This window comes from Planctomycetia bacterium (genome assembly GCA_034440135.1).
Taxonomy (GTDB): Bacteria; Planctomycetota; Planctomycetia; order Pirellulales; family JALHLM01; genus JALHLM01.
Window position 1 is genome coordinate 1 of record JAWXBP010000376.1, and the last position, 18605, is coordinate 18605.

The 18605-nt window shown below is 63.9% G+C and carries 13 protein-coding genes; 4 read left to right on the forward strand and 9 right to left on the reverse strand.

The annotated features are described in order from the left end of the window. A partial coding sequence (locus tag SGJ19_22255; GenBank protein MDZ4782977.1) for a DUF4214 domain-containing protein occupies positions 1 to 845 on the forward strand: 845 nt, incomplete at its 5' end. Between the two features lie 186 nt (positions 846 to 1031). On the opposite strand, the gene SGJ19_22260 is transcribed toward SGJ19_22255, so the two are convergent. Continuing rightward, the gene (locus tag SGJ19_22260; GenBank protein ID MDZ4782978.1) at positions 1032 to 1283 is read right to left on the reverse strand and encodes a hypothetical protein; all 252 of its coding nucleotides are present in this window, start codon (positions 1281 to 1283) and stop codon (positions 1032 to 1034) included. 534 nt (positions 1284 to 1817) lie between these two features. Here SGJ19_22260 and SGJ19_22265 point away from each other — a divergent pair. The 3 genes from SGJ19_22265 to SGJ19_22275 all read left to right on the forward strand — a co-directional run bounded on the left by SGJ19_22265 (position 1818) and on the right by SGJ19_22275 (position 4608). Beyond that, positions 1818 to 2807 carry a beta-ketoacyl-ACP synthase III gene (locus SGJ19_22265; protein ID MDZ4782979.1) on the forward strand — a complete coding sequence of 330 codons (990 nt, stop codon included), beginning with the start codon at positions 1818 to 1820 and terminating at the stop codon, positions 2805 to 2807. A 111-nt stretch (positions 2808 to 2918) separates the two neighbouring features. Then, positions 2919 to 3959, forward strand: coding sequence for a PEP-CTERM sorting domain-containing protein (locus tag SGJ19_22270; GenBank protein ID MDZ4782980.1), 1041 nt, complete (start codon positions 2919 to 2921; stop codon positions 3957 to 3959). A 4-nt stretch (positions 3960 to 3963) separates the two neighbouring features. Then, complete coding sequence (locus SGJ19_22275; protein MDZ4782981.1) at positions 3964 to 4608, forward strand: protein-L-isoaspartate(D-aspartate) O-methyltransferase; 645 nt, start codon at positions 3964 to 3966, stop codon at positions 4606 to 4608. Positions 4609 to 4620: 12 nt separating this feature from the next. Here the strand turns inward: SGJ19_22275 and obgE are convergent, their stop codons facing one another. From obgE to SGJ19_22315, 8 genes are all read right to left on the reverse strand, one after another. Then, positions 4621 to 5637 carry a GTPase ObgE gene (obgE, locus tag SGJ19_22280; GenBank protein ID MDZ4782982.1) on the reverse strand — a complete coding sequence of 339 codons (1017 nt, stop codon included), beginning with the start codon at positions 5635 to 5637 and terminating at the stop codon, positions 4621 to 4623. A gap of 155 nt (positions 5638 to 5792) precedes the next feature. Continuing rightward, positions 5793 to 6050 (reverse strand): 50S ribosomal protein L27, encoded by a 258-nt coding sequence (rpmA, locus tag SGJ19_22285; protein MDZ4782983.1) that lies wholly within the window; start codon positions 6048 to 6050, stop codon positions 5793 to 5795. Positions 6051 to 6124: 74 nt separating this feature from the next. Continuing rightward, positions 6125 to 7057 carry a hypothetical protein gene (locus SGJ19_22290; protein ID MDZ4782984.1) on the reverse strand — a complete coding sequence of 311 codons (933 nt, stop codon included), beginning with the start codon at positions 7055 to 7057 and terminating at the stop codon, positions 6125 to 6127. A gap of 219 nt (positions 7058 to 7276) precedes the next feature. Next, a complete protein-coding gene (locus SGJ19_22295; GenBank protein ID MDZ4782985.1) occupies positions 7277 to 8056 on the reverse strand; it encodes a DUF3891 family protein in 780 nt (259 codons plus the stop codon). A 16-nt stretch (positions 8057 to 8072) separates the two neighbouring features. After that, positions 8073 to 8543 carry a transcriptional regulator NrdR gene (nrdR, locus tag SGJ19_22300; protein ID MDZ4782986.1) on the reverse strand — a complete coding sequence of 157 codons (471 nt, stop codon included), beginning with the start codon at positions 8541 to 8543 and terminating at the stop codon, positions 8073 to 8075. Between the two features lie 25 nt (positions 8544 to 8568). Further along, positions 8569 to 14967 (reverse strand): hypothetical protein, encoded by a 6399-nt coding sequence (locus tag SGJ19_22305; GenBank protein MDZ4782987.1) that lies wholly within the window; start codon positions 14965 to 14967, stop codon positions 8569 to 8571. Next, positions 14964 to 18203: a hypothetical protein gene (locus SGJ19_22310; GenBank protein MDZ4782988.1), complete on the reverse strand. Its 3240-nt coding sequence runs from the start codon at positions 18201 to 18203 to the stop codon at positions 14964 to 14966. Before SGJ19_22310 ends, SGJ19_22305 begins: the two co-directional genes overlap by 4 nt. Positions 18204 to 18400: 197 nt before the next feature. Beyond that, positions 18401 to 18605 (reverse strand): inositol monophosphatase family protein (locus tag SGJ19_22315; protein ID MDZ4782989.1); only part of this gene is annotated, 205 nt, incomplete at its 5' end.

An 18605-nucleotide genomic window follows, 5' to 3' on the forward strand; every position in this document is an offset into this window, starting at 1 on the left:
CGACCGCCAACGACGTGTTCTCGAACATCGTCCTGCCCGCCAACTTTGCCGGCGTCAACAACAACTTCGGCGAACGCGGCCTGATCAATCCGCCCAAGTCGCTGCTGCTCTCCTCAACGCCAGTGCCGCCGAACTTGGGGGCCTTGGGCGTCGTCATCGGCGCTCCGGCCGGAGCGGTCAATAACGCCGGTCTGGTCGCGCAAGCCGCGGCCCCGGGGGCCGGCTCGAATGCCGATTGGTTCGACGCCGTTTACGATCAAATCCTCGGACGCGATCCGTCCTCCTTCGAAGCGAATCGCAACGCCGCCGAGTTGAGCACCGGCCAGGCCTCGCATCGCGATATCGCCGAAGACTTGCTGGAAAGCCGCGAGCGCAAGGCCGACGTCATCGCCGACCTCTACGACGAATACCTCGGCCGCGCCCCGGACGCCGCGGGCCTGGAATTCTGGCTCGGCATTTGGGACCGCTTCAACGGCCCCGAACACGTGCAGTCCGGCATCATCGGCTCGCCGGAGTACTATCAAACGGCCGGCGGCACCGATCAAGCCTGGGTCGGCGCCATGTACCAGAACATCCTCGGTCGCACGGCCGGACAGAGCGAAGTCGACTACCACGTCAACCGACTGCACCAGGCCGGCGTCAATCTCCAGACCGTCGTCCTCGGCTTCGTCTACAGCGACGAATACCGTTCGGACATGATCTCCGATTGGTACTTCGACTACCTCACCCGCACCCCGGAACAAGGCGGCGTCCAGTACTGGCTCAACCAGATGAAGAACGGCCAATCGCAAGAATCAATCCAGGCCGGCCTCCTCGGTAGCCAAGAGTACCGCAACCTGCACTAGGAAACACCAACCTTGTTGTGGCACGGTCTCCCGACCGTGCCACCGGTCCGACCGCAGGTCTCAAGTTCCCGGGCATTACGACGGCCCGGGGCAAGTCTGTGAAATCGAGCCGCAACGGCAAAAACAAAACGAGGCCCGCCATTCATGGCGGGCCTCGCTTTTTGTATTCCTTCATCGAGCACGGCGCTATTTGCGATAGCCGAGCGATTGCACCACGTGCAGCATCTCTTCGAAGTTGATGAAGCGGCGGCGGTGCCGCAACTTGTAATCGTCGATGGCTTGGGCCAACTCCGCGGCGTCCGGTGTCAAATCGTCGCGGCTATCGGAGAACTGGCGCCGCTCGGCGCCCCGATATCCGGCGGCCACATCGTGGCTACGGCGATCAAACGACTGGCTGCTTTCCGCACTGATGGACGGCTGGTCGAGAACCGTGGTCATACTGCCTGCTCCTGCTAGGTTACAAAACTGACCCTACGCGGCGCGGCGCCCGATTGCTTCGCGACCGTCCCGGGTCAGCAGCCGCCGTACCGTCTGCGCGGACCGCCAATCAACCCTACCCCTCGAATTGCCGAGGGGCAAATCGGCCCGCGAAACACGCGAAAAACAGGTCGGGCGAAAATGCCGAACTGATTCGCCGCATAGACGTTGCGCAAAAGTTCGCCGACCGCAACACGTAACAGCGCCCCCAGCACCCCAATTTCGGCCTTCGATTGCCTTAAAGCCGCCTTTTCGCGTGTTTCGCGTGTTTCGCGGGCCACTCGGCAATCTTTGCGCAGCCTTCCCAGCATGACACTTTGTCCTATTCGCGATCGCCGATCTAAGTTAAGATCGCCGGCCGCGAACGACGAATAATCGTGATACACGGCAGAATCGCTACCGTCGCTACGAGGGGACGCGCAACACTCTCCGAGGCGACCGCGGACGGCTCCCAAGCGGGCCGGATCGCGCGGAACCGGCCAGGCTCAAGGCATCATGACACCAATTCGCAAGGCGGCGATCGCGGGCACCGGTTCCTACCTGCCCGAGCGCATCCTCTCGAACGCCGAGTTGGAGCGGATGGTCGATACGACCGACGCCTGGATCATGGAGCGGACCGGCATCCGCGAACGCCGCATCGCCGGGCCGGAAGAATCCACCAGCACGATGGCCATCATCGCCGCGCGCCGGGCCTGCGAAGACGCGGGCATGAGCCCGGCCGAAATCGAACTGATCATCGTCGCCACGATCACGCCCGACTACGTCTTCCCCGCCACAGCCTGCCTGGTGCAACACGCGATCGGCGCGAAACGCGCCGGCGGGTTCGACCTGGAAGCGGCCTGCAGCGGGTTCGTCTACGGCGTGAATGTTGCCGCCGGATTAATTGCGTCGGGCATGTACAAGAACATCCTGGTGATCGGCGCTGAAACGCTCTCCCGCCTGGTGAACTATCAGGATCGAGCCACCTGCATCCTCTTCGGCGACGGCGCGGGCGCCGCAGTGCTGACCGCGCGCGAGAACGGCGCCGGAGTGCTGCATACCTCAATGCGCTCCGAGGGCGAAGAAACGCAATCCATGCTCATCCCCGCTGGCGGCTCGCGCCAGCCAGCCAGCGCGGATACGGTCGCTCGTCAGCTGCACACGTTGCACATGGACGGCAAACGCGTGTTCAAGTTCGCGACGAAGATCTTCGTCGAACTGGTCGAGGAAGCTCTCACAGCCTGCGGTCTGCAGCGCGAAGACGTAGCGCTCGTCATCCCGCACCAAGTAAACCAGCGCATCATCGAAGCGGCCGTCCGGAAGCTTGAAATGCCGCTGGAAAAATTCTTCGTCAACCTCGATCATTACGGTAACACCTCCGCCGCCAGCGTACCCATCGCCCTCGACGAAGCCCGCCGCGCCGGCCTCATCCACGCCGGCGATCACATCATCACCATCGCCTTCGGCGGCGGCCTCACCTGGGCCTCATCGGTCATCCGGCTCTAATTCGCTCAATTGCGGCTGGAAATGCCACGCCGAGTGTGGCGTTTTCCGCCAAAGGCAATTAGATTGGCCTCCAGCCTCGCTTTCCTCGCCGACCACGCCGAGCCTTGTCTTATGTCGCGCTATTTCCGCTGCGTTACTCAGTGCCTCTGCGCGATCGTCTTCGTTCTTAGTAACGCGCCCGCAAGCGCCGCGCCGATTCAGCGCATCACCATCGACGGGCAATTCGGTGATTGGGCGAAAGTGCCGTCCTATACCGACGCCGCTGGCGATACGCACGACACGGATCACGATGGCCTCAATGATACGCCCGAAAGCGTATTCCATCCGGACGTCGACTTGCTGGAATTCAAATTCACCCACGACGAGGAAAATCTTTACGCCTACTTTCGTTCCGCCAGCGTCGTCGGCCGCACGCAAGTCGGGCAGGGCAATCAACGCGCCGGGCGCTCCTACGTGATCGTGACCATCGACGTCGACCATCAAAACGACACCGGATATTGGCTCCACGAAGGAGGCTATTACCCAACCTCCGACGGCTACGACATGAACATGGAAATCGAGTTCTACAACGGGACGTTCAACACCGGCCACTATCTCAACCACGGCGCGACCAGCGCGCGAGGCCTCGCTCTCGCGGAAGCCGATCAAAAACAAGGCGTCGTCCGCGTCCTGCCAGGCACGTACGACTACTACACGCAATGGTCGATGTTCGAAGATCCCACGACCGGCGATCATGATCTACAGGACGGGACCAGCATCACCTTCGTCGCCGACGGCGGGCCGATCCACCACAGCATCATCTATGGCGCTGCATCGGAGGATGGTTCCGAGTTCGAAATGGTGGCCCCGTTCCGCGGCTTCATGAACTATCCCGGTGCGAGTCCCGGCGAACGCGGCGATCCCATCCTGGCACTTGGCCGCACAATCGACGTCTCGTTCTCATTGGAAGCCAGCGGCGAACTCTGGGCCACCAACGGCGGCAATGGCGTTTGGGCCTCCGACACGGCGTTTCCGATTGAAGGTTACACGCTCGAAGCCGTGCCGGAACCGTCGAGCATCGCTTTACTCGGCATGTCGGCGTGCGCGGTTGCCTTGACGTTTGTACGCCGCAATCGCACTGTTCGCGTGAGAGTCTTTCCCGCCGTAGAATGACGCCATGTCCGATGGCGTGCCAACCAGCATTCAAGATCTGCGTCGCCGTGATCTAGTCCGCCACCTGCGCATTCAAGGCATCCACGACGCGCGTGTCCTGTCGGCCATGGGCAGCACACCTCGCGAGCGTTTTGTCAACGACGCAACCGCCGACCGGGCCTACGAAGATCGCGCTCTCTCGATCGACTGCGGGCAAACGATCAGCCAGCCCTACATCGTGGCTCTGATGACCGAGGCCCTGGAATTAACCGGCAGCGAGCGCGTCCTCGAGATCGGCACCGGCAGCGGCTATCAGACAGCTATCTTGTCGCGCCTGGCCAACGCCGTGTTCACCGTCGAACGCCATCCCGAACTCTCACACCAAGCACAGCAAACCTTGGCACGGTTCGGCGCGTCAAACGTGCGATTCCTCATCGGCGATGGCACACTCGGTTGGCCCGAGGCCGCGCCGTTCCACCGCATCATCGTCACCGCCGCGGCGCAGGAATTCCCCGCGACGCTCTGGGAACAACTCGCCCCAGACGGAATCCTCGTGGCCCCAGTCGGCGATACCGAAAGGCAACTCCTGCAAGCCTGGCGCAAAGCAGCCGACGGTCCAACATCGCGCGCGTTATGCGATTGCCGCTTCGTACCGCTGGTGAGCGACTAATCCGTCGTTTCACTACGCCTGCGTCGCTGCCGGCACGAGATTGCGACGATCCAACTCTTGAATGATCGCCGCGAGCAATCGATCGAGGCCCTGCCCGGTCACCGCCGAGATGCACAGCACCGGCCCGTTCGTTTCCGCCGCGAGTTGATCGCGCACACTTTCCGTCTCCGGCAATTCAGACTTCGTCACCACCAGGATTTCCGGGCGCGTGGCAAGCTGCACGTCGTATTGCTCCAACTCCGCGCGCACCGCGCGATAGTTGGTCAACGGATCGGTCCCGTCCGTCGGTTCCGGTTCCACGAGATGGATCAAGATCCCGGCGCGCTCGATATGCCGCAAAAACTCATGCCCCAGGCCCACGCCGGCGTGCGCGCCCTCAATCAACCCGGGAATGTCCGCCATCACGAACGAACGATCAAAGTTGATCTGGACGATGCCCAGGTTGGGAAACTTCGTCGTGAACGGATAGTCGGCGATTTCCGGTCGCGCGCGCGAGAGCCGACTCAACAGCGTGCTCTTCCCGGCGTTCGGTTTGCCGACGAGACCGACGTCCGCGATCACCTTGAGCTCCAACAGCACGTGGCGCTTTTCGCCCACGCCGCCGGGCGTCGAATCGCGCGGCGCGCGATTCACGTTCGACTTGAAACTCAGATTCCCGCGACCGTTTCTGCCGCCGCGACCGGCAATCACCTGATCGCCCGGCGCCGCGAGGTCCTTGAGCACAAAGCCCTGTTCGGCGTCCATCACGATCGTGCCGGGCGGCACCATGATCACCAGGTCTTCGGCATTGCGCCCGGTGCGATTGGCACTGCCGCCGTTGCCCCCTGCCGGCGCCGCCCAGTGGCGCTTATGGGACAATCCGGCCAGGCTATCGACGCCCGCTTCGGCGCGAATAATCACGTGCCCGCCGTTGCCGCCGTTACCGCCATCAGGTCCGCCGCGCGGAATGTACTTCTCACGACGGAAGCTCACGCAACCGTCGCCGCCGCTCCCGCCTTCGACATAGATTTTGACCCGATCGACGAACATCGAACTTCACCATAAAAAAACCGGGGCTGGCCGATACTCGGCTGCCCCGGAGATATGATTCGCAGTTCAGCGCCGTGCGGCAAGCTGAACATAGTCTCCTTTCGCTCCGCGAAAGGCAAATCCTTTCGCGGAGCGAAAGGAGACTGTGAAACGGCCTAGTTGGCGCTTTCCACCGGCAACACATTGATCCGGCGCCCGCCGCGATCGAAGTGGACCTTCCCCTCGACCAACGCGAACAGCGTGTAATCGCTGCCGGTCCCAACGCCCTTGCCGGCGTGGAATTTGGTGCCCACCTGGCGAACAAGAATATTCCCGGCGCGAACCGCCTGGCCGCCAAATCGCTTGACGCCCCGGCGTTGGGCGTTCGAGTCGCGCCCGTTGCGGCTGGAGCCCTGACCTTTTTTATGTGCCATGTCGCTGAATCCCGGCAAAATCGCTCATTTGGATCGCCGGCGATCCGCGATTGTCGCCGGTCGAGCCTAGTAGCTTACCGGTACGCCCAGGCGTAGTCAACCTCGTCGGGGGCCCCGAGGCGGATCTCCCCTTCGTGCTCCAGGTATTCATCCCCGGGCCGCCAGAAATTGAGCTGCAGCATCTTTTTGGCCAACTGGCGATGCGCTCCCAGCGACTCGCCCGCCCTGTAGAGGTACTTGCCGCCCTGGTCTTTGGGATCGACCCAGCGATAGGCGTTGGTCAGGCCGCCGACGTAGACGTGCATCCTGTCGATGCGCGGATCGATGTCTTCCCAGGTTGCCACGCCCCAGATCGATTTGCCGACCGGAATCTCGCCGGCCACGTCGACAGTATCGAAAAACCGCCGGTTGGGATCCTCGCGCTTTTGAATCGCGTCGATGGCCAGTGGGAGAATGCGATCCGGGTAAACCTTGTTGAACTCGGGGCTTTCCAGGAAGAATTGCGGGACGAAATCCACCGGCTGTGGATTCTCCGCCATTTCCACGACGCCGTCGAAACCGCCGGCCTCCTTGATCGCCGGCTTCATCCGGTAGCCCGTGTTCTTGACCCGGTAAACCAGGTACCAAACGTTCTTTGTGACCAACTCGCCGTCGTCGTTGGGCACGCTGACTTGAATCAATCGCAACGGCTTGAAGGCGAACTCCAGCCCCCAGATTTCGTGACGAAACACGGCCTCTTTCGCAGGTGAGCTTCCGGCCGATTTCGCCCGCTCCCCAAACGTCGGATCGGCGGCCAGGATCTCGACCAGATCATGACGGCTGACCGTATCGGCGACGTTATTGTTCGGCTCCACCACCGTCAGCACGCCCGGCGCGAGTTGACGCAAGCGGCCACCGCTGGCTTCAGTCGCGGCATCCGGCGGGTCTTGCAGCGTATCGGCCGAAGCGCGAACGCCAGTCAGCAACGCCAGGCAGGTCAGGAAAACCAGGAATCTTGGGCAAGCCATACGGCCAATCCTTGTGGACCTTCTGGTCGATTCAGACCGGGAACCTCGCCCAATCCGCGAGGCGCTCCCGAACTGTTTATCTTAATTGGACTTCGGTGCCGCGGTCAAGCAAATTGCCGCGGCCGAAACAGCTCGCTTCCCGAGCTTTGCTTGGCGATTGACGTGACACAACATGCTCAAAAATAAAGACTTATGACCGTTTGTTGCCGTCGGGAGCGGCTAGCCCGGCCGGACCAAGTCCCAGGTCAGCAACGTCGGCTCCACCGGCGCGCCGGCGTAGGCTGACCGGCTCTTGTAGCGCGTGGCCGGCACCAAGTTGGCTTCGGCCGTCAGTTGCACGGGGCTTTCCAACAGCGGCCAGGGGGCAATGGCAATCCGGCTCGCTTCCTCCGCGGACGACTCGAAGCGATACTCCGGGCCGCCATCAATCGGAACGCGAATCTGCAGTGCTTCCGCCCGCTGTGCGCAGCAGAACCACAGGCTGATGGCATCGAACGATTGCAAATAGCTCTGCGCAATCGCCAGTTCCTGCGGGTCGCCCTGTTTGCCTTGCCATTTCGTTCGGCAACGCTCGCGGCGTGCGGATTCTGCCTTCAGAAACTGCTCCGCGGCTGTTTGATCGGACTTGGCATCAAGCTGCGCGCGGTGATGCTCCAAGAGCGCACAAAAATGTCCGCTGGCCGCATAGCCCGCCACCGGCCCCAAGGTTTCGCACTCCTCGATCGACCGCGTCCAAATCGGCAACACAGTCGTGCCGGGCATCTCCGTGAATTGATACGGCCGGCCCAGTTTCGGGTCGAGCTCCGGCGACAATTCCCAGGCGTCCCAGCCGTTGTCGTGCGACAGGATCGCGCCGAGCAGCTGCTCGCGCGCGGCAGAAGACAACCCAGGAAACTCCGCCCAATGGCAGGCCAAAAAACTAGCCAAGGACGCGTGTTCGGACTGGGCGATCAACAGCCAAACGGGCAGTCCTTCCCGTGTCGCTTCCCGACGAATCATGGACGCATTCTCACGACTACGTGTTGGGCCCGGCCGATTCTTCGAGCATCGGCCCCAGCTCGTGAACGAAGTCGCGGACGTCTTGAAATTGTCGATACACACTGGCGAAGCGGACGTAGGCCACTTCGTCAACCTTTCGCAATCGCTGCATCACCATCCCGCCGAGTTGCTCGCTCTCTACTTCGGCGTCGGCCAACTCGTAAACGTCGTTCTCCACGGCCGAGACGATCGCCTCCAACTGCTCGTCGCTCACCGGGCGTTTCCAGCAGGCCTTTTCCAGGCCGCGCTTGATCTTATCGCGCTCGAACGGCACGCGCGTCCCGTCTTTCTTGATGACTTTGACGGTCGGCTCTTCGATCTTTTCGTAGGTTGTGTAACGCCGGTGGCACGAGATGCACTCTCGCCGCCGCCGCGTGGCGAAGCCGTCCTGGCTAGCCCGTGAGTCGATGACGCGATCGTTGTCTTGGCGACAATAAGGGCATTTCATGCCCTTCACTATACACAAACCTCACTCAATGGGCCATTTCACGCCGTCTTTGCCACGAGTTGCGCGTTTGCCAGGCGAACCAACCTGCACAAAAAATGACCGCAGGACCAAGCATCGCCGGCGTGGCCCACAGCCATAAAGCACTGCCAAACAGCATCCAACCGCCAAAACGCCAACGTTGCCCGACCGTCGCGACGCTCGCCCCAAAGGTACTGCGCGCAAGACACACGGCAATCAACATCAATCCCGCCGCGGTCAGGCCGCGAGTCAAAGTCCCAACTCCGAACGGCGCTGCCTGCGCCAGCAACGGCGCAACGTCGCCGTCGAGTTGGTGCGTGCGCACGATCAAGTCGCCCGCTAACTTCCCGTCGTCCGCCGCCGCGCCTGCCGGCGGGGACGGTGCGGACGCGTTCGCGAACTCCTTCGCCAACGAGGGCCGATCCTTGAGAAACTCGCTCACCGCGAGCTCCGCTTCTTCCAACTCCGCCAGCGTCCGCCCTCCGTCCAAGCGATCCTCCGTACCGTTCGCCGCGTCCCAGACGCCCTGCCGAGCACTGCCAAGCAGCTTAAGCGAGCCCCGGAACCAACGCACTTCTTCGCTGTCCGTGGTCGGGAGCTCGCGCAGGCCAGTACTTTGTACGCCGCCGATCAGCGATTCGGCCCCGGCGCGATAGGTGGCCAGGGCCTGCGCCGGCAGCGAGACTTGCGACGCGTCGCCGCGCGCCGCCGCTGGTCCGGCAATCGTCCACACGCTCTCGCTGACCGGGACGTCCACCAACTGTGCAGCCGGCGCCGCGCCGCCGATAGCGCCGCGTCCCTGGTAGAGAACTTCTACGACCTGTGGCAGCCGATCGCTCGCCAACGGCACGAGCCATGAGCCCGCGGCGCCTTCTCGAAGGTCGACGCGACGTCCCAGAATGCGGCACGACACCGCTGCGGCGTCGGCTGGCAATCGAATGGGTAGCTGATTAAGACCTCCGGGGTCGAGTGTCCATGCGACCACGCCGCGGTAACTCCCGTCCGCTTCCACCCGCAGGGAATGGTCCGCCATACGTACGCGCGGCCGATGAAGACCGTCGTCGGCGTTCCGCGAAGTCGCCGCGCAATCGTCGCTCACAATTTCATATGCCGTCCAGTTCACCGGGGCGACGTCTGGCGGAGCTGTCCAGATCGAAGGTAGCGGAACAGGCCGTGCGCCTTCCACTGCCCAGACAACACGGTGATCCTCCAGGCGATCGGGCAACACGATCAACCGTTGCGTTTTGTCGGCCCCTTGGAGCTGCATCTCAGGCAGCGACGCTCCGCCAGCAGGCGCTGCGGCGCGGATGCGCAAGCGTTGTTCGCCCTGAACCGGCTGCGGAGGCCGGACGAGGAGCGTCGTCCTACCCGGCGGTGAATCGGAAAGCAGCTCGTGCGGCCACGCCGGCTCCAGCGTAAAGGGTCCGCGCCACGAATCGGCGACTTGAATTCGCAATTCGTCGACCAGCCCATCCGCGATCGACAAGTGACAATCGAATTCCGCCTGCAAACGTCCCTGCAAATCGAACAACGAGCTTGTTTGCAGCGCTTCGATGCGCGGCAGGTTGGGACGCACACGAAACGAGATCGCTTGCCCGCTCTCCGGCAACGCCCATTCGCCGAGCGGCGCCGACCTCGCCGCGTTCGCCCCTGGCGAAGTTGCGGCCGCTGTCACCGCGCGCGCTTCCGGCTGCAGCCCGTCGACAATCGCCGAACGATGGCGATAAAGCCGGACCACGCGGCCGGTCAGTTCGGCGTCCGCCAGCGTGAGCAACGGCAGGCGAGTCGCATCGCTCGAATTCATCGGCGCCGATGCTAGGATCAGCAGGCGATGTCTCCCCAACGTCGCGCCAGGCAGAAAAACGTGGATCGCCTCACCGTCGCGGGACCAGCTCACCGCGCGCCGAGCGCCGTCTTGCTCGACCTCCACGCCGCTGACGGCGATTTCCGGCGCGGCCCACACGCGATGCTGAAATAACGCCGCCTTCGCCGTCGTCACCTCGGCTTCGAAAGCCATCTCCACCCGATCGGCGCGGGCCGTCGCCTCGACCAATTCTTCCGCCACGTTGACCGACTGAGCAAAGGCACTCTGAAGATTGGGCGCAGGCCCGCCGATCGGCCAGGACACAACGCGCAGCGGCACATGTTCCGAGGGCCCCCAACTCGTCATGAATTGCGCAGCGGACGGCGACGGAGCGCCGGCGTTCGCCAGACTCGTCATTTCGAGCGAAGGATCGAACGTCACCGCGCACCAACGACGGCGCACCACGACGCCGACAGGCGTCACATTGGGCAAAGCAATCTCGCCGACGCCGGCGCGATCAAGCGACTCGCAACGCCAGGTAAAACGTTCACCCACCACGGCCGGCTGCGACCATTCGAGGATCGTTCGCCCAGGCGCAACCGCGGAAACTTGCGCGCGACCGTCGCTAGCCGAAACCGCCTGCCAGCGCGAGTCGAATTCCAATTCCAGCCGGCCGATCGGCCGGTCCGAAGCGATGATCTGATGCCGCACCTCGGCCGTCACGCGCTCCGGTGCTACGTGGAGCCAGAGCAATTGTTCCAGTTCAACCGGCGCCCGCGCGGACGATTCGTCGGCGCTGAGCGCCGTGCGCAATTCGATTTCGGACGACGGACCGATGTCGGCCGACATGAGGCCATTCGCGGCTGCGTACGATTGCTGCCCGAGCGAACGAACCTCCGCCGGCGGCAGCCCCGCTCCGCACCAGACCTTGAGCGACGACCGCGGCGCCTGGAAAGCAGCAAAGCGGTACAAGCGATGATCGTGCAGTTCCGTCACCTCTGGAAGGCAACTCAACTCCAAGCGGTGATGGCCCGCGTCCGCAACAGTGAACTTCCGCTCAGCCGGCGAATCCGTGCCTTCAAGTGACCACGGTACGCCGTCCAACAGTGCCTCGCTCCAAAGCGCGGCCTCGCCTTCGGCGCCAGGCAGTCGAATATTCGCCGACGCGACGAACGTCTGCAATTCCAACGAGACCTGAAGCCTCGCCCCCTTGTCGACGGCTTTCTCGCGGCTGCCCAGCGAATACTGAGCGCTCGTGACCAGCCATTCCGGTTGTTCATCGCCCGCCGCCGCGGCCTGGCTTTGCATCGCGCGCCACAGCGAAGCGGAGACAAAATAGCGTTCGCCCGTGGGCGCGCCGTCCGCATCCACTGGAATGTACACCCGCCGCGCCGCTGCCACGCCAGGTTCCGCCGCTTGTCCGGACACGCTGAGCAACGCCAGCGCCGCCACGATCGCCCGAGTCGCGCCGACAACCATCGTCCGCGTCGTGGAGCCCGGTGCGACGGACCGCGCTTCCAACGGCGATGTCTGGGCCACGTTGCTATGTCCGGCGCCTCGGAATAACACGCCCAGAATCGTTCCAATGAACGCGCCAGACGTCCAGGGAATGAGCGCTGCCGGTGCGACCAGCGCGATCGCTCCGATCGCGAGCGAAGTCGAAACAGCGGCAATCGGACGTCGTCGACCGAGCCGCCAGCACGCTGCCGCGGCGACGGCTGCCGCGTAGCAGAAATAACGCTGCGCCGCGGTTCGCTCGCGCAATCGCAACACCGGCGAGCCTCCCGCCGGCCCGCGGATGCGGAGCGGCGCGTCGAGGGATCGCGGGGCCGAACCGCGAGACAAGGGGCCCAACAGGCGCGCGGACAGATCTCCCTCGCTCAGTTCCGCACATTCCCAGGGAGATGCGACGCTTACCAGCTCCCACGCAGGCGCCAGGACGAGCTCCCAATTCCGCGGATGCGTCGTCGATCGAGGTCGCGGCAACACGTCGTCGAGCACGCCGGCGCGCAGCGGACTCCCGCAGTCGATCGCGTACTCCACCACCAACTCCTTGTCGGGAGGCGTCGCCGCCACGTGCACGACGTATTCGTTCTGGACGCGACGAAACGCCGCCGATCGACCGTCCTGTTCCAACCTGAGTACTCGAGATGCTTGAGGAAGTGCGACGGCGAACGTTGCCTCGGCGTCTCCTGCCAGTCGATAACGCGCGCTGACCAGACATTCCCCGAGTGCGGTGAGCGTCGTTGTCACCGCTTCGCTGCGCACGATGGCCTGCAATTCCCGATCTGGCCGCGCGCGGATCGACACCGTCATCGCCGGCGGGGCGACACGATTCACGTCGCGCGCGGGTTCATACCGATACTCTCCCCGCACCGATTGGCCCTCCGTCGCTTGAAGAGCCGGGCCGGCGACCACCGGTCGCGGTCCAGTGATGTCGGTCGCGACACTCAACGTCACGTCGGCGACAATGCGCGCCACACCTTCGTCATGCGCCGCCTCGGGCACTTCCACCAGCGACATCGCGGTCGTGTTCTGCCACGGCGATTTTCGCGTTGCCTGCAGGACAAACCGCGCGGATTGCGGCGGCCAGATTCGCACGTGCCAAGTCTCCGCCGAGTCCGCGCCTTCTCGCTCCGCTTCGCCAACCTTGGCAGCGGTTACCGACACGCCCGCCGCATTCGCGATACTCCAAGTCGGTGCGCTTTCGCGTGGATGTGAAAAGCGCACCAACAAGGATTCGACTTCTCGCTGCGACGGAGCGCAGTCGATGACATACTGCTCCAGGAGCGCGTCTGGCGTGATCACGAATTCCGCGACGCTCGTAGCCCGCATTCGCTGCGGACCGGCCTCGAGCGTTGCCGTGGCCGTGCCATCCCTCGTCAACGCCACCAACATTTCATCCGCCTCCGCCGGCAGGAGCTCGCCTTCCGCAACGCCCAATTGGTCGCGCGTCACGATCGTGGCGCCCTCCGCCAGTTGCAATCCCCAACGCTGCTCCCCCAACGCCCGCAGCGAAAAGTAACCCGTCGGGCTCGCCTCTCCTTCCCAACTCACGGGCTGCAACGACCTCAGATCAAGCTCAGCCGCCATGCGTGGGTTGAGGCGACGCGCCGTCACCGAAAACCTTGCCGTTTGGCGCGGCGAAACTGATCGATTCAAACGCACCGTCAACCGACTGGGATCCGCCGGGTCGATGGCGAATTCCTCCACGCGCTGATCCGTCAGGCACGTCACGTCTTCGATCAACCAATCCGCAGCAATCCAGCCATGCACTTCGAAGTACGCGCCGTCGGCGGCCCGCAAGTCGCACAACATCCGCGCGACGGTCTCCCGCCTGCCGACTTCAATCGTCGTTCCTGAAGTGCTGAGAATTCGCGGAGCGCGCGGGTCCACCCGCAATTCAAGCCTCGCCGCGGACGAATAGCAGTCGAACGTCAGCGCCTCTCCGGACAGCGGCGTGGTCAAGCGGCTGGTGCTGATTTGCCGGAGCCCGTAGCCAGGAAACAACTCCGTGAGACCCAGCGGCGTGGACAACAAAAGTTGGACCGTCCCGCCGCTCCAGCCGAATTCCGGCAGAGACAATTGAGGGAGCGCCCAACGCTCCCCCGCCCGGAGCGGACACCAGGCGACCACGCGAAGTGTTTGGTCCGCCGCCAGCGGCGCAGCGGTTTCGACGTCCAACGAACGTTTACCATCGTCCCCGACGTTGAGCCGGAATGACAGCGACTTTTGATCCAGCACGACCGAGATCGGCACAAGCTCTTCATCCATCGCGAACTGAATGCGCCGTCGTGGCTCGGCCGCTTCTGTGACGCGGAAGTCCGCCACGACCTCGACGCCGTCCGCACCGAATCCGTAGTGCAGTCGGCGCGTCGCCGACATCGCCGGGCGGCGCTGCGCTCCCGCCGCGAGCGATGTCGTGACCAGCGCGGCCGTCTCTCCCGTTGCCAGGTCGAGACGATAATCGACGTCGGACGACGTATCCGAGCGGGTCAGCATTCCGCCGGAGGCGCGCAGATTCAAGTCGTCCGGCACGGACACGTCCCACGCGGAAATTACGGCCGCCGGCGCCAGCAAGCGGTACTCATGGTCGCCGGTCGGCAGGATGTTCGCGCGCAGCGTGAAGTCGATCCGTAAGCGGCCGCTCTGTTCGACCACGACCGCCGTGCGGGCGCCGGACGTCAACCCGCAGACCGCCGGTGAGGCGCGGGGCGTTTCCCAGCGTGCATCCGCCATCGCTAATCGCCAAGGCTCGAGCGGCAATAGCGCCGGTCCGCCGCCGTCGTGTGCAATGTCCAATAGCAAATGTCCGCGCAGGACGCCCTCAGCAATCCGGGCCGTTCCGGACAGGCGCTCGATTCGGCACCGTCGCGTCGTGGCTAGTCCTCGTTGGCTCCGTTCCAACAGGTCCGCCACCCGCTCGAATTCCTCGGCGGCCACCGGTAAATACTGGTCCCCCTCCAGCGGCCAATCTTGAATACGATCCGCCGGCGCAAACAAGCGGACATAAGGAGGCGGCGCGGCGACCGCGCGGCCCGCCAGCACGATCAAGGCCAGCCCCGCCCAACCAATCATGGCTTGTCCGATTCGCGGCGTCATGACAGATCGCTCGGAACGGCCTGTACCGCAATGCGACGTGACGTGTGCGAAGACGCCGAAGCGACGCCCGTCGATCGTTCGGCCAGGCTGGAAACGTGCCTTGCATGCGTGCTGCCTTGCAGCAACGGCTGGTGGCCGCGGCGCCGATGTTGCCAACCATGCACGCCCCAGGCCATCGCCAGGCACGCGACGCCCGGCGCCGCGCTTTGCAATAGCAGCGGCCCCAGTTCCCCCGCCAACGCCAGCAGTACGACGACGCCGACCGATAGCGCGAACTGGGATCCGCTGCGCAGCCACGCCGGAGCGAACATCGACAGCAGCCCGGCCGCCAGCAGCACGGTGGAAGAAGTCAGGAGGAGCGCGCTGCGCGCGCCGACGCGCGCGTCCAGCGGCGCAAGGTCGCCAAACGTGCTCAGCACGTAGCGGTTCGAGTTCGTCGGGAGCGCGTCGCGCTCGCTAGCGCCGGACCACGCCCTCAGCTCGCTGGTGGAGCGAGTCGGCGTGCGCGCCCAATACCCTCCTTGCCACGTCCAGGCGTACTCCAGTTGATAGGCGGCCGAAACGTCAATTAAATGCTCTTGCGCTGGCAGCAACAGTTCCCAATAGACCTGCTTCATCCGCCCGGCCGCGGCTAGCCGCGCCGGCGGCAATTCCCGCACGCGGTCCCCGGCCAAATCGTCCAGTCGGTAATCCAACTCCACGCTGTGCGCCGCGCCCTGGTTGGCCGGCCAAGTCAGCCGCAACAGTCCTTCCGAAGTCTGACCGGCCGAAATCGGGGCGCCGTCCAACAAGATCAACACATCTCTCGCGCGCACGCCTTCCGGCAATTGCACCTGCAGCTCGCCATCAGGAGCCACCACGCGCCAGACGACGCGGTCCTGCCGACGATTCCCCACCAGTTGCGATTGCACCCACGCCCGTTCCACTAGGTCTTCGTTCGGAGCACGGTTCTCGCTACGTCTCAGTTCAATCGCAATTTGCCTCGGCGATTTCGCCGTTGTCCATCGATCCGAAGCCGCGTCCGAGCCGAGATTCTCGAATACCCAATCCGCACCCGCCAATTTCGATTCCAAGCCAGCCGGCGTCACGAGTTCCAATTCCGCGCCGTCATCCACCACCTCGGCGGGCTGGATCAGCGGCAATTCCCACGCCTTCGCGCCCTCCGCGATCGGGAGATCAAACCGCGCTTCCAACTCCAATTCCCCCAAGTACTTCCTGGGCAGAAACACCGTCGTTGGTTCATCGGTCGAGTTTTCCAGCGATGCAACGGCCAACGGAACCGGCTCCGCATCCAACAGTGTCAGCCGTAAATTGCCGGCCGCCAGAATCGCTCGGGGGATTCGTAACCGGGCGCGATCCAGCCCTTCGTTTTCGATCTGGTATCTCAGCCGTTGCCGCACCGCGACACGGCTTCCTTGCAGGGTTGCTTGCGCTTGAACTTTGGCATGGACCTCGCGCTCGCGCACTTCGAAGCCGGCCGCGAACCGCGCTTCCGCAACGTCGCCCAGAAAAAAGTGCGGAGGTTGCCGCAACGCAGGCAGGTTCACGCTCGCGTCCGGTCGCTGGGCGATCAGCTTCATCTGCGATTCCGCCGCCGGAGCCAGTCGCACATTGTCGGCCGCCGTCACCACCAGTTGCGCTTGTCCGACCAGCGTCCCCTCGGGACGCGGCAGCGCGAATTCGACTTGCTTCCCATCGGACGCAATGGACCGGCGGGCTTCGAAGTGCAATTCGAATTCTCCCGTCAGCGGTCGTTGAAACGGCACGATCAGCGGCTGCAATCTCGCACCGATCAAGCTGTTGTCGGCGACCAAACCGGCCGGGCCCCAGCTTTCATCGTCCACGACCCAGTCCTGCAAGTCGATCTTCAATCGTTGCAGGCTGCCGTCGCGCACCCGACATTTGAGTCGAGCCCTCAACAACATCGCGTCCGGCGTGACGCTCACTTGGTACTGCGGATCGATCGCGACCCGAGTAATGCGAGGCGATACGCTCGCCAGCAATGAAAACGGCTGTCCGGTGTATTCGAATCCAGCCCAGGGCCGCGCCTCTCTCAACCCCGTCGGCAACTCGTCCACCTGCCGCACCAGCAATCGCTCCTCCCATTGTGCATGCAACTCGTCCGAAACCTGCAACGCCACGTAGCCCCGCTGCCGCGCAGCGCCGGACACCGCGAAGCCGCCAAGTTCAATCGGTTCTTGGGACGCCGGCCATTCCTGCCTGGTCTGAATCCGCACTTCCGCCACCGTATTCGGCTCATGCAGTCGAATCTGCGCAACCCCGGCCTCCCCGTCCGTCGCCGGAGACAAGAGCTCCACGGTGTAGCTTGCTTGGCGCTCCGGCAGCAACGTTGCACCAATGGGCAGGCGCACCTGTACCGTCTCCAGCGGCAACGAGGTAGAACGCAGCATAAGTTTCGCCGCCGTGGCGACGCCGTCCGCATCCAATTGAACGGTCAGCGCGCCGGTCGCTTCCAATGTCGGCGCCGCCGCCAGCGCCTGGCTCGAGCCCGTCCAGCGCAAATGCAATCGTCCGGCGACGGCCTGAACGGAAATCAACGCGCCCCCCTGGCCGTCCGTACTGGTCGCGACCAGGCCTTCGTCTTCGCCGATTTCCGCGCTCACCTCCGGAGTCGCCACGCGCAGCGCAACGTCGGTCTTCGCGGCCCGCGGCAAGTTCAGCGTTAATTCACCCGCTGCGCCCGCGCCTTCCAGACTTTTGAGAAGCTTGAGTTCGCAGCGCATCGGCCCGGCACGCTCCGCGCGGAACCAGGCCAATAGCCCTAGGCCGTCCGGCGCAGGCTCGATGCGCATCTCGGCGCCTTCGCTCGAATGCTCCTGCAGCACGCACTGATCGAATCGCAACGGCATCGGCAGCCAGCCGGTTTCGTTAATCGTGGCCTGGATGCTCACAGTGAGCGTGGCACGATCATCTCCGGCCGCGCCTTCGATGTGAACTTCGTCGAATACCACCTGCGGAGGCCGTGCCGTCGTGGCTTCGCGGCGTTGAATCGCCAGCAGTTCCGCGAACTCTTCCCAACGGAACCCCGGCACGGGCACCAGTTTCCCGTTTGCATCAGGCAGGTAGTACAAATCAGGCGGCGACTTAATCGCGGAAATCGGCGGCGTCGGCGCCTGTTCCACTTCACTAACCGGCGGCTGCGCACAAGCAATCGCTGCCGCGCCATGCAAGATGGCGACGAACGCGAGCCAGCGACAGGCGCGGAAGTAGCTCAACGCGGCAGTTCCCGAATGGATGCGCAACCCAAGACGCTGCGATAGATAAGACGACACCGGCGACGGTCAGCTTCTCGCCGATCGCGATAGTGACGCGGCGAGCGGTTGCGCCATGTCACTATCTTAGTCGCGTGACCGCCGACAAAAAAGCGAAGTCCCCTCTGTTAGTGGGGGTGGCTGGCAAGAAAGCGCCCCTGCTACGCCGTCGGCGGAACCTGCAGCACCCCGGCGATCGACTCGGCGAGCTCCGGCGTCGCGGCGGCCAGCACCCTGGGCTGGTCCAAATCGAGCGGCTGCCGGCTGACGTCGGAGATCCAGCCTCCCGCTTCGGTGACCAGCAAAACTCCCGCGGCAATATCCCAAGGCTTAATAGACGTGGCCCAATAGCCGTCCAGCCGCCCC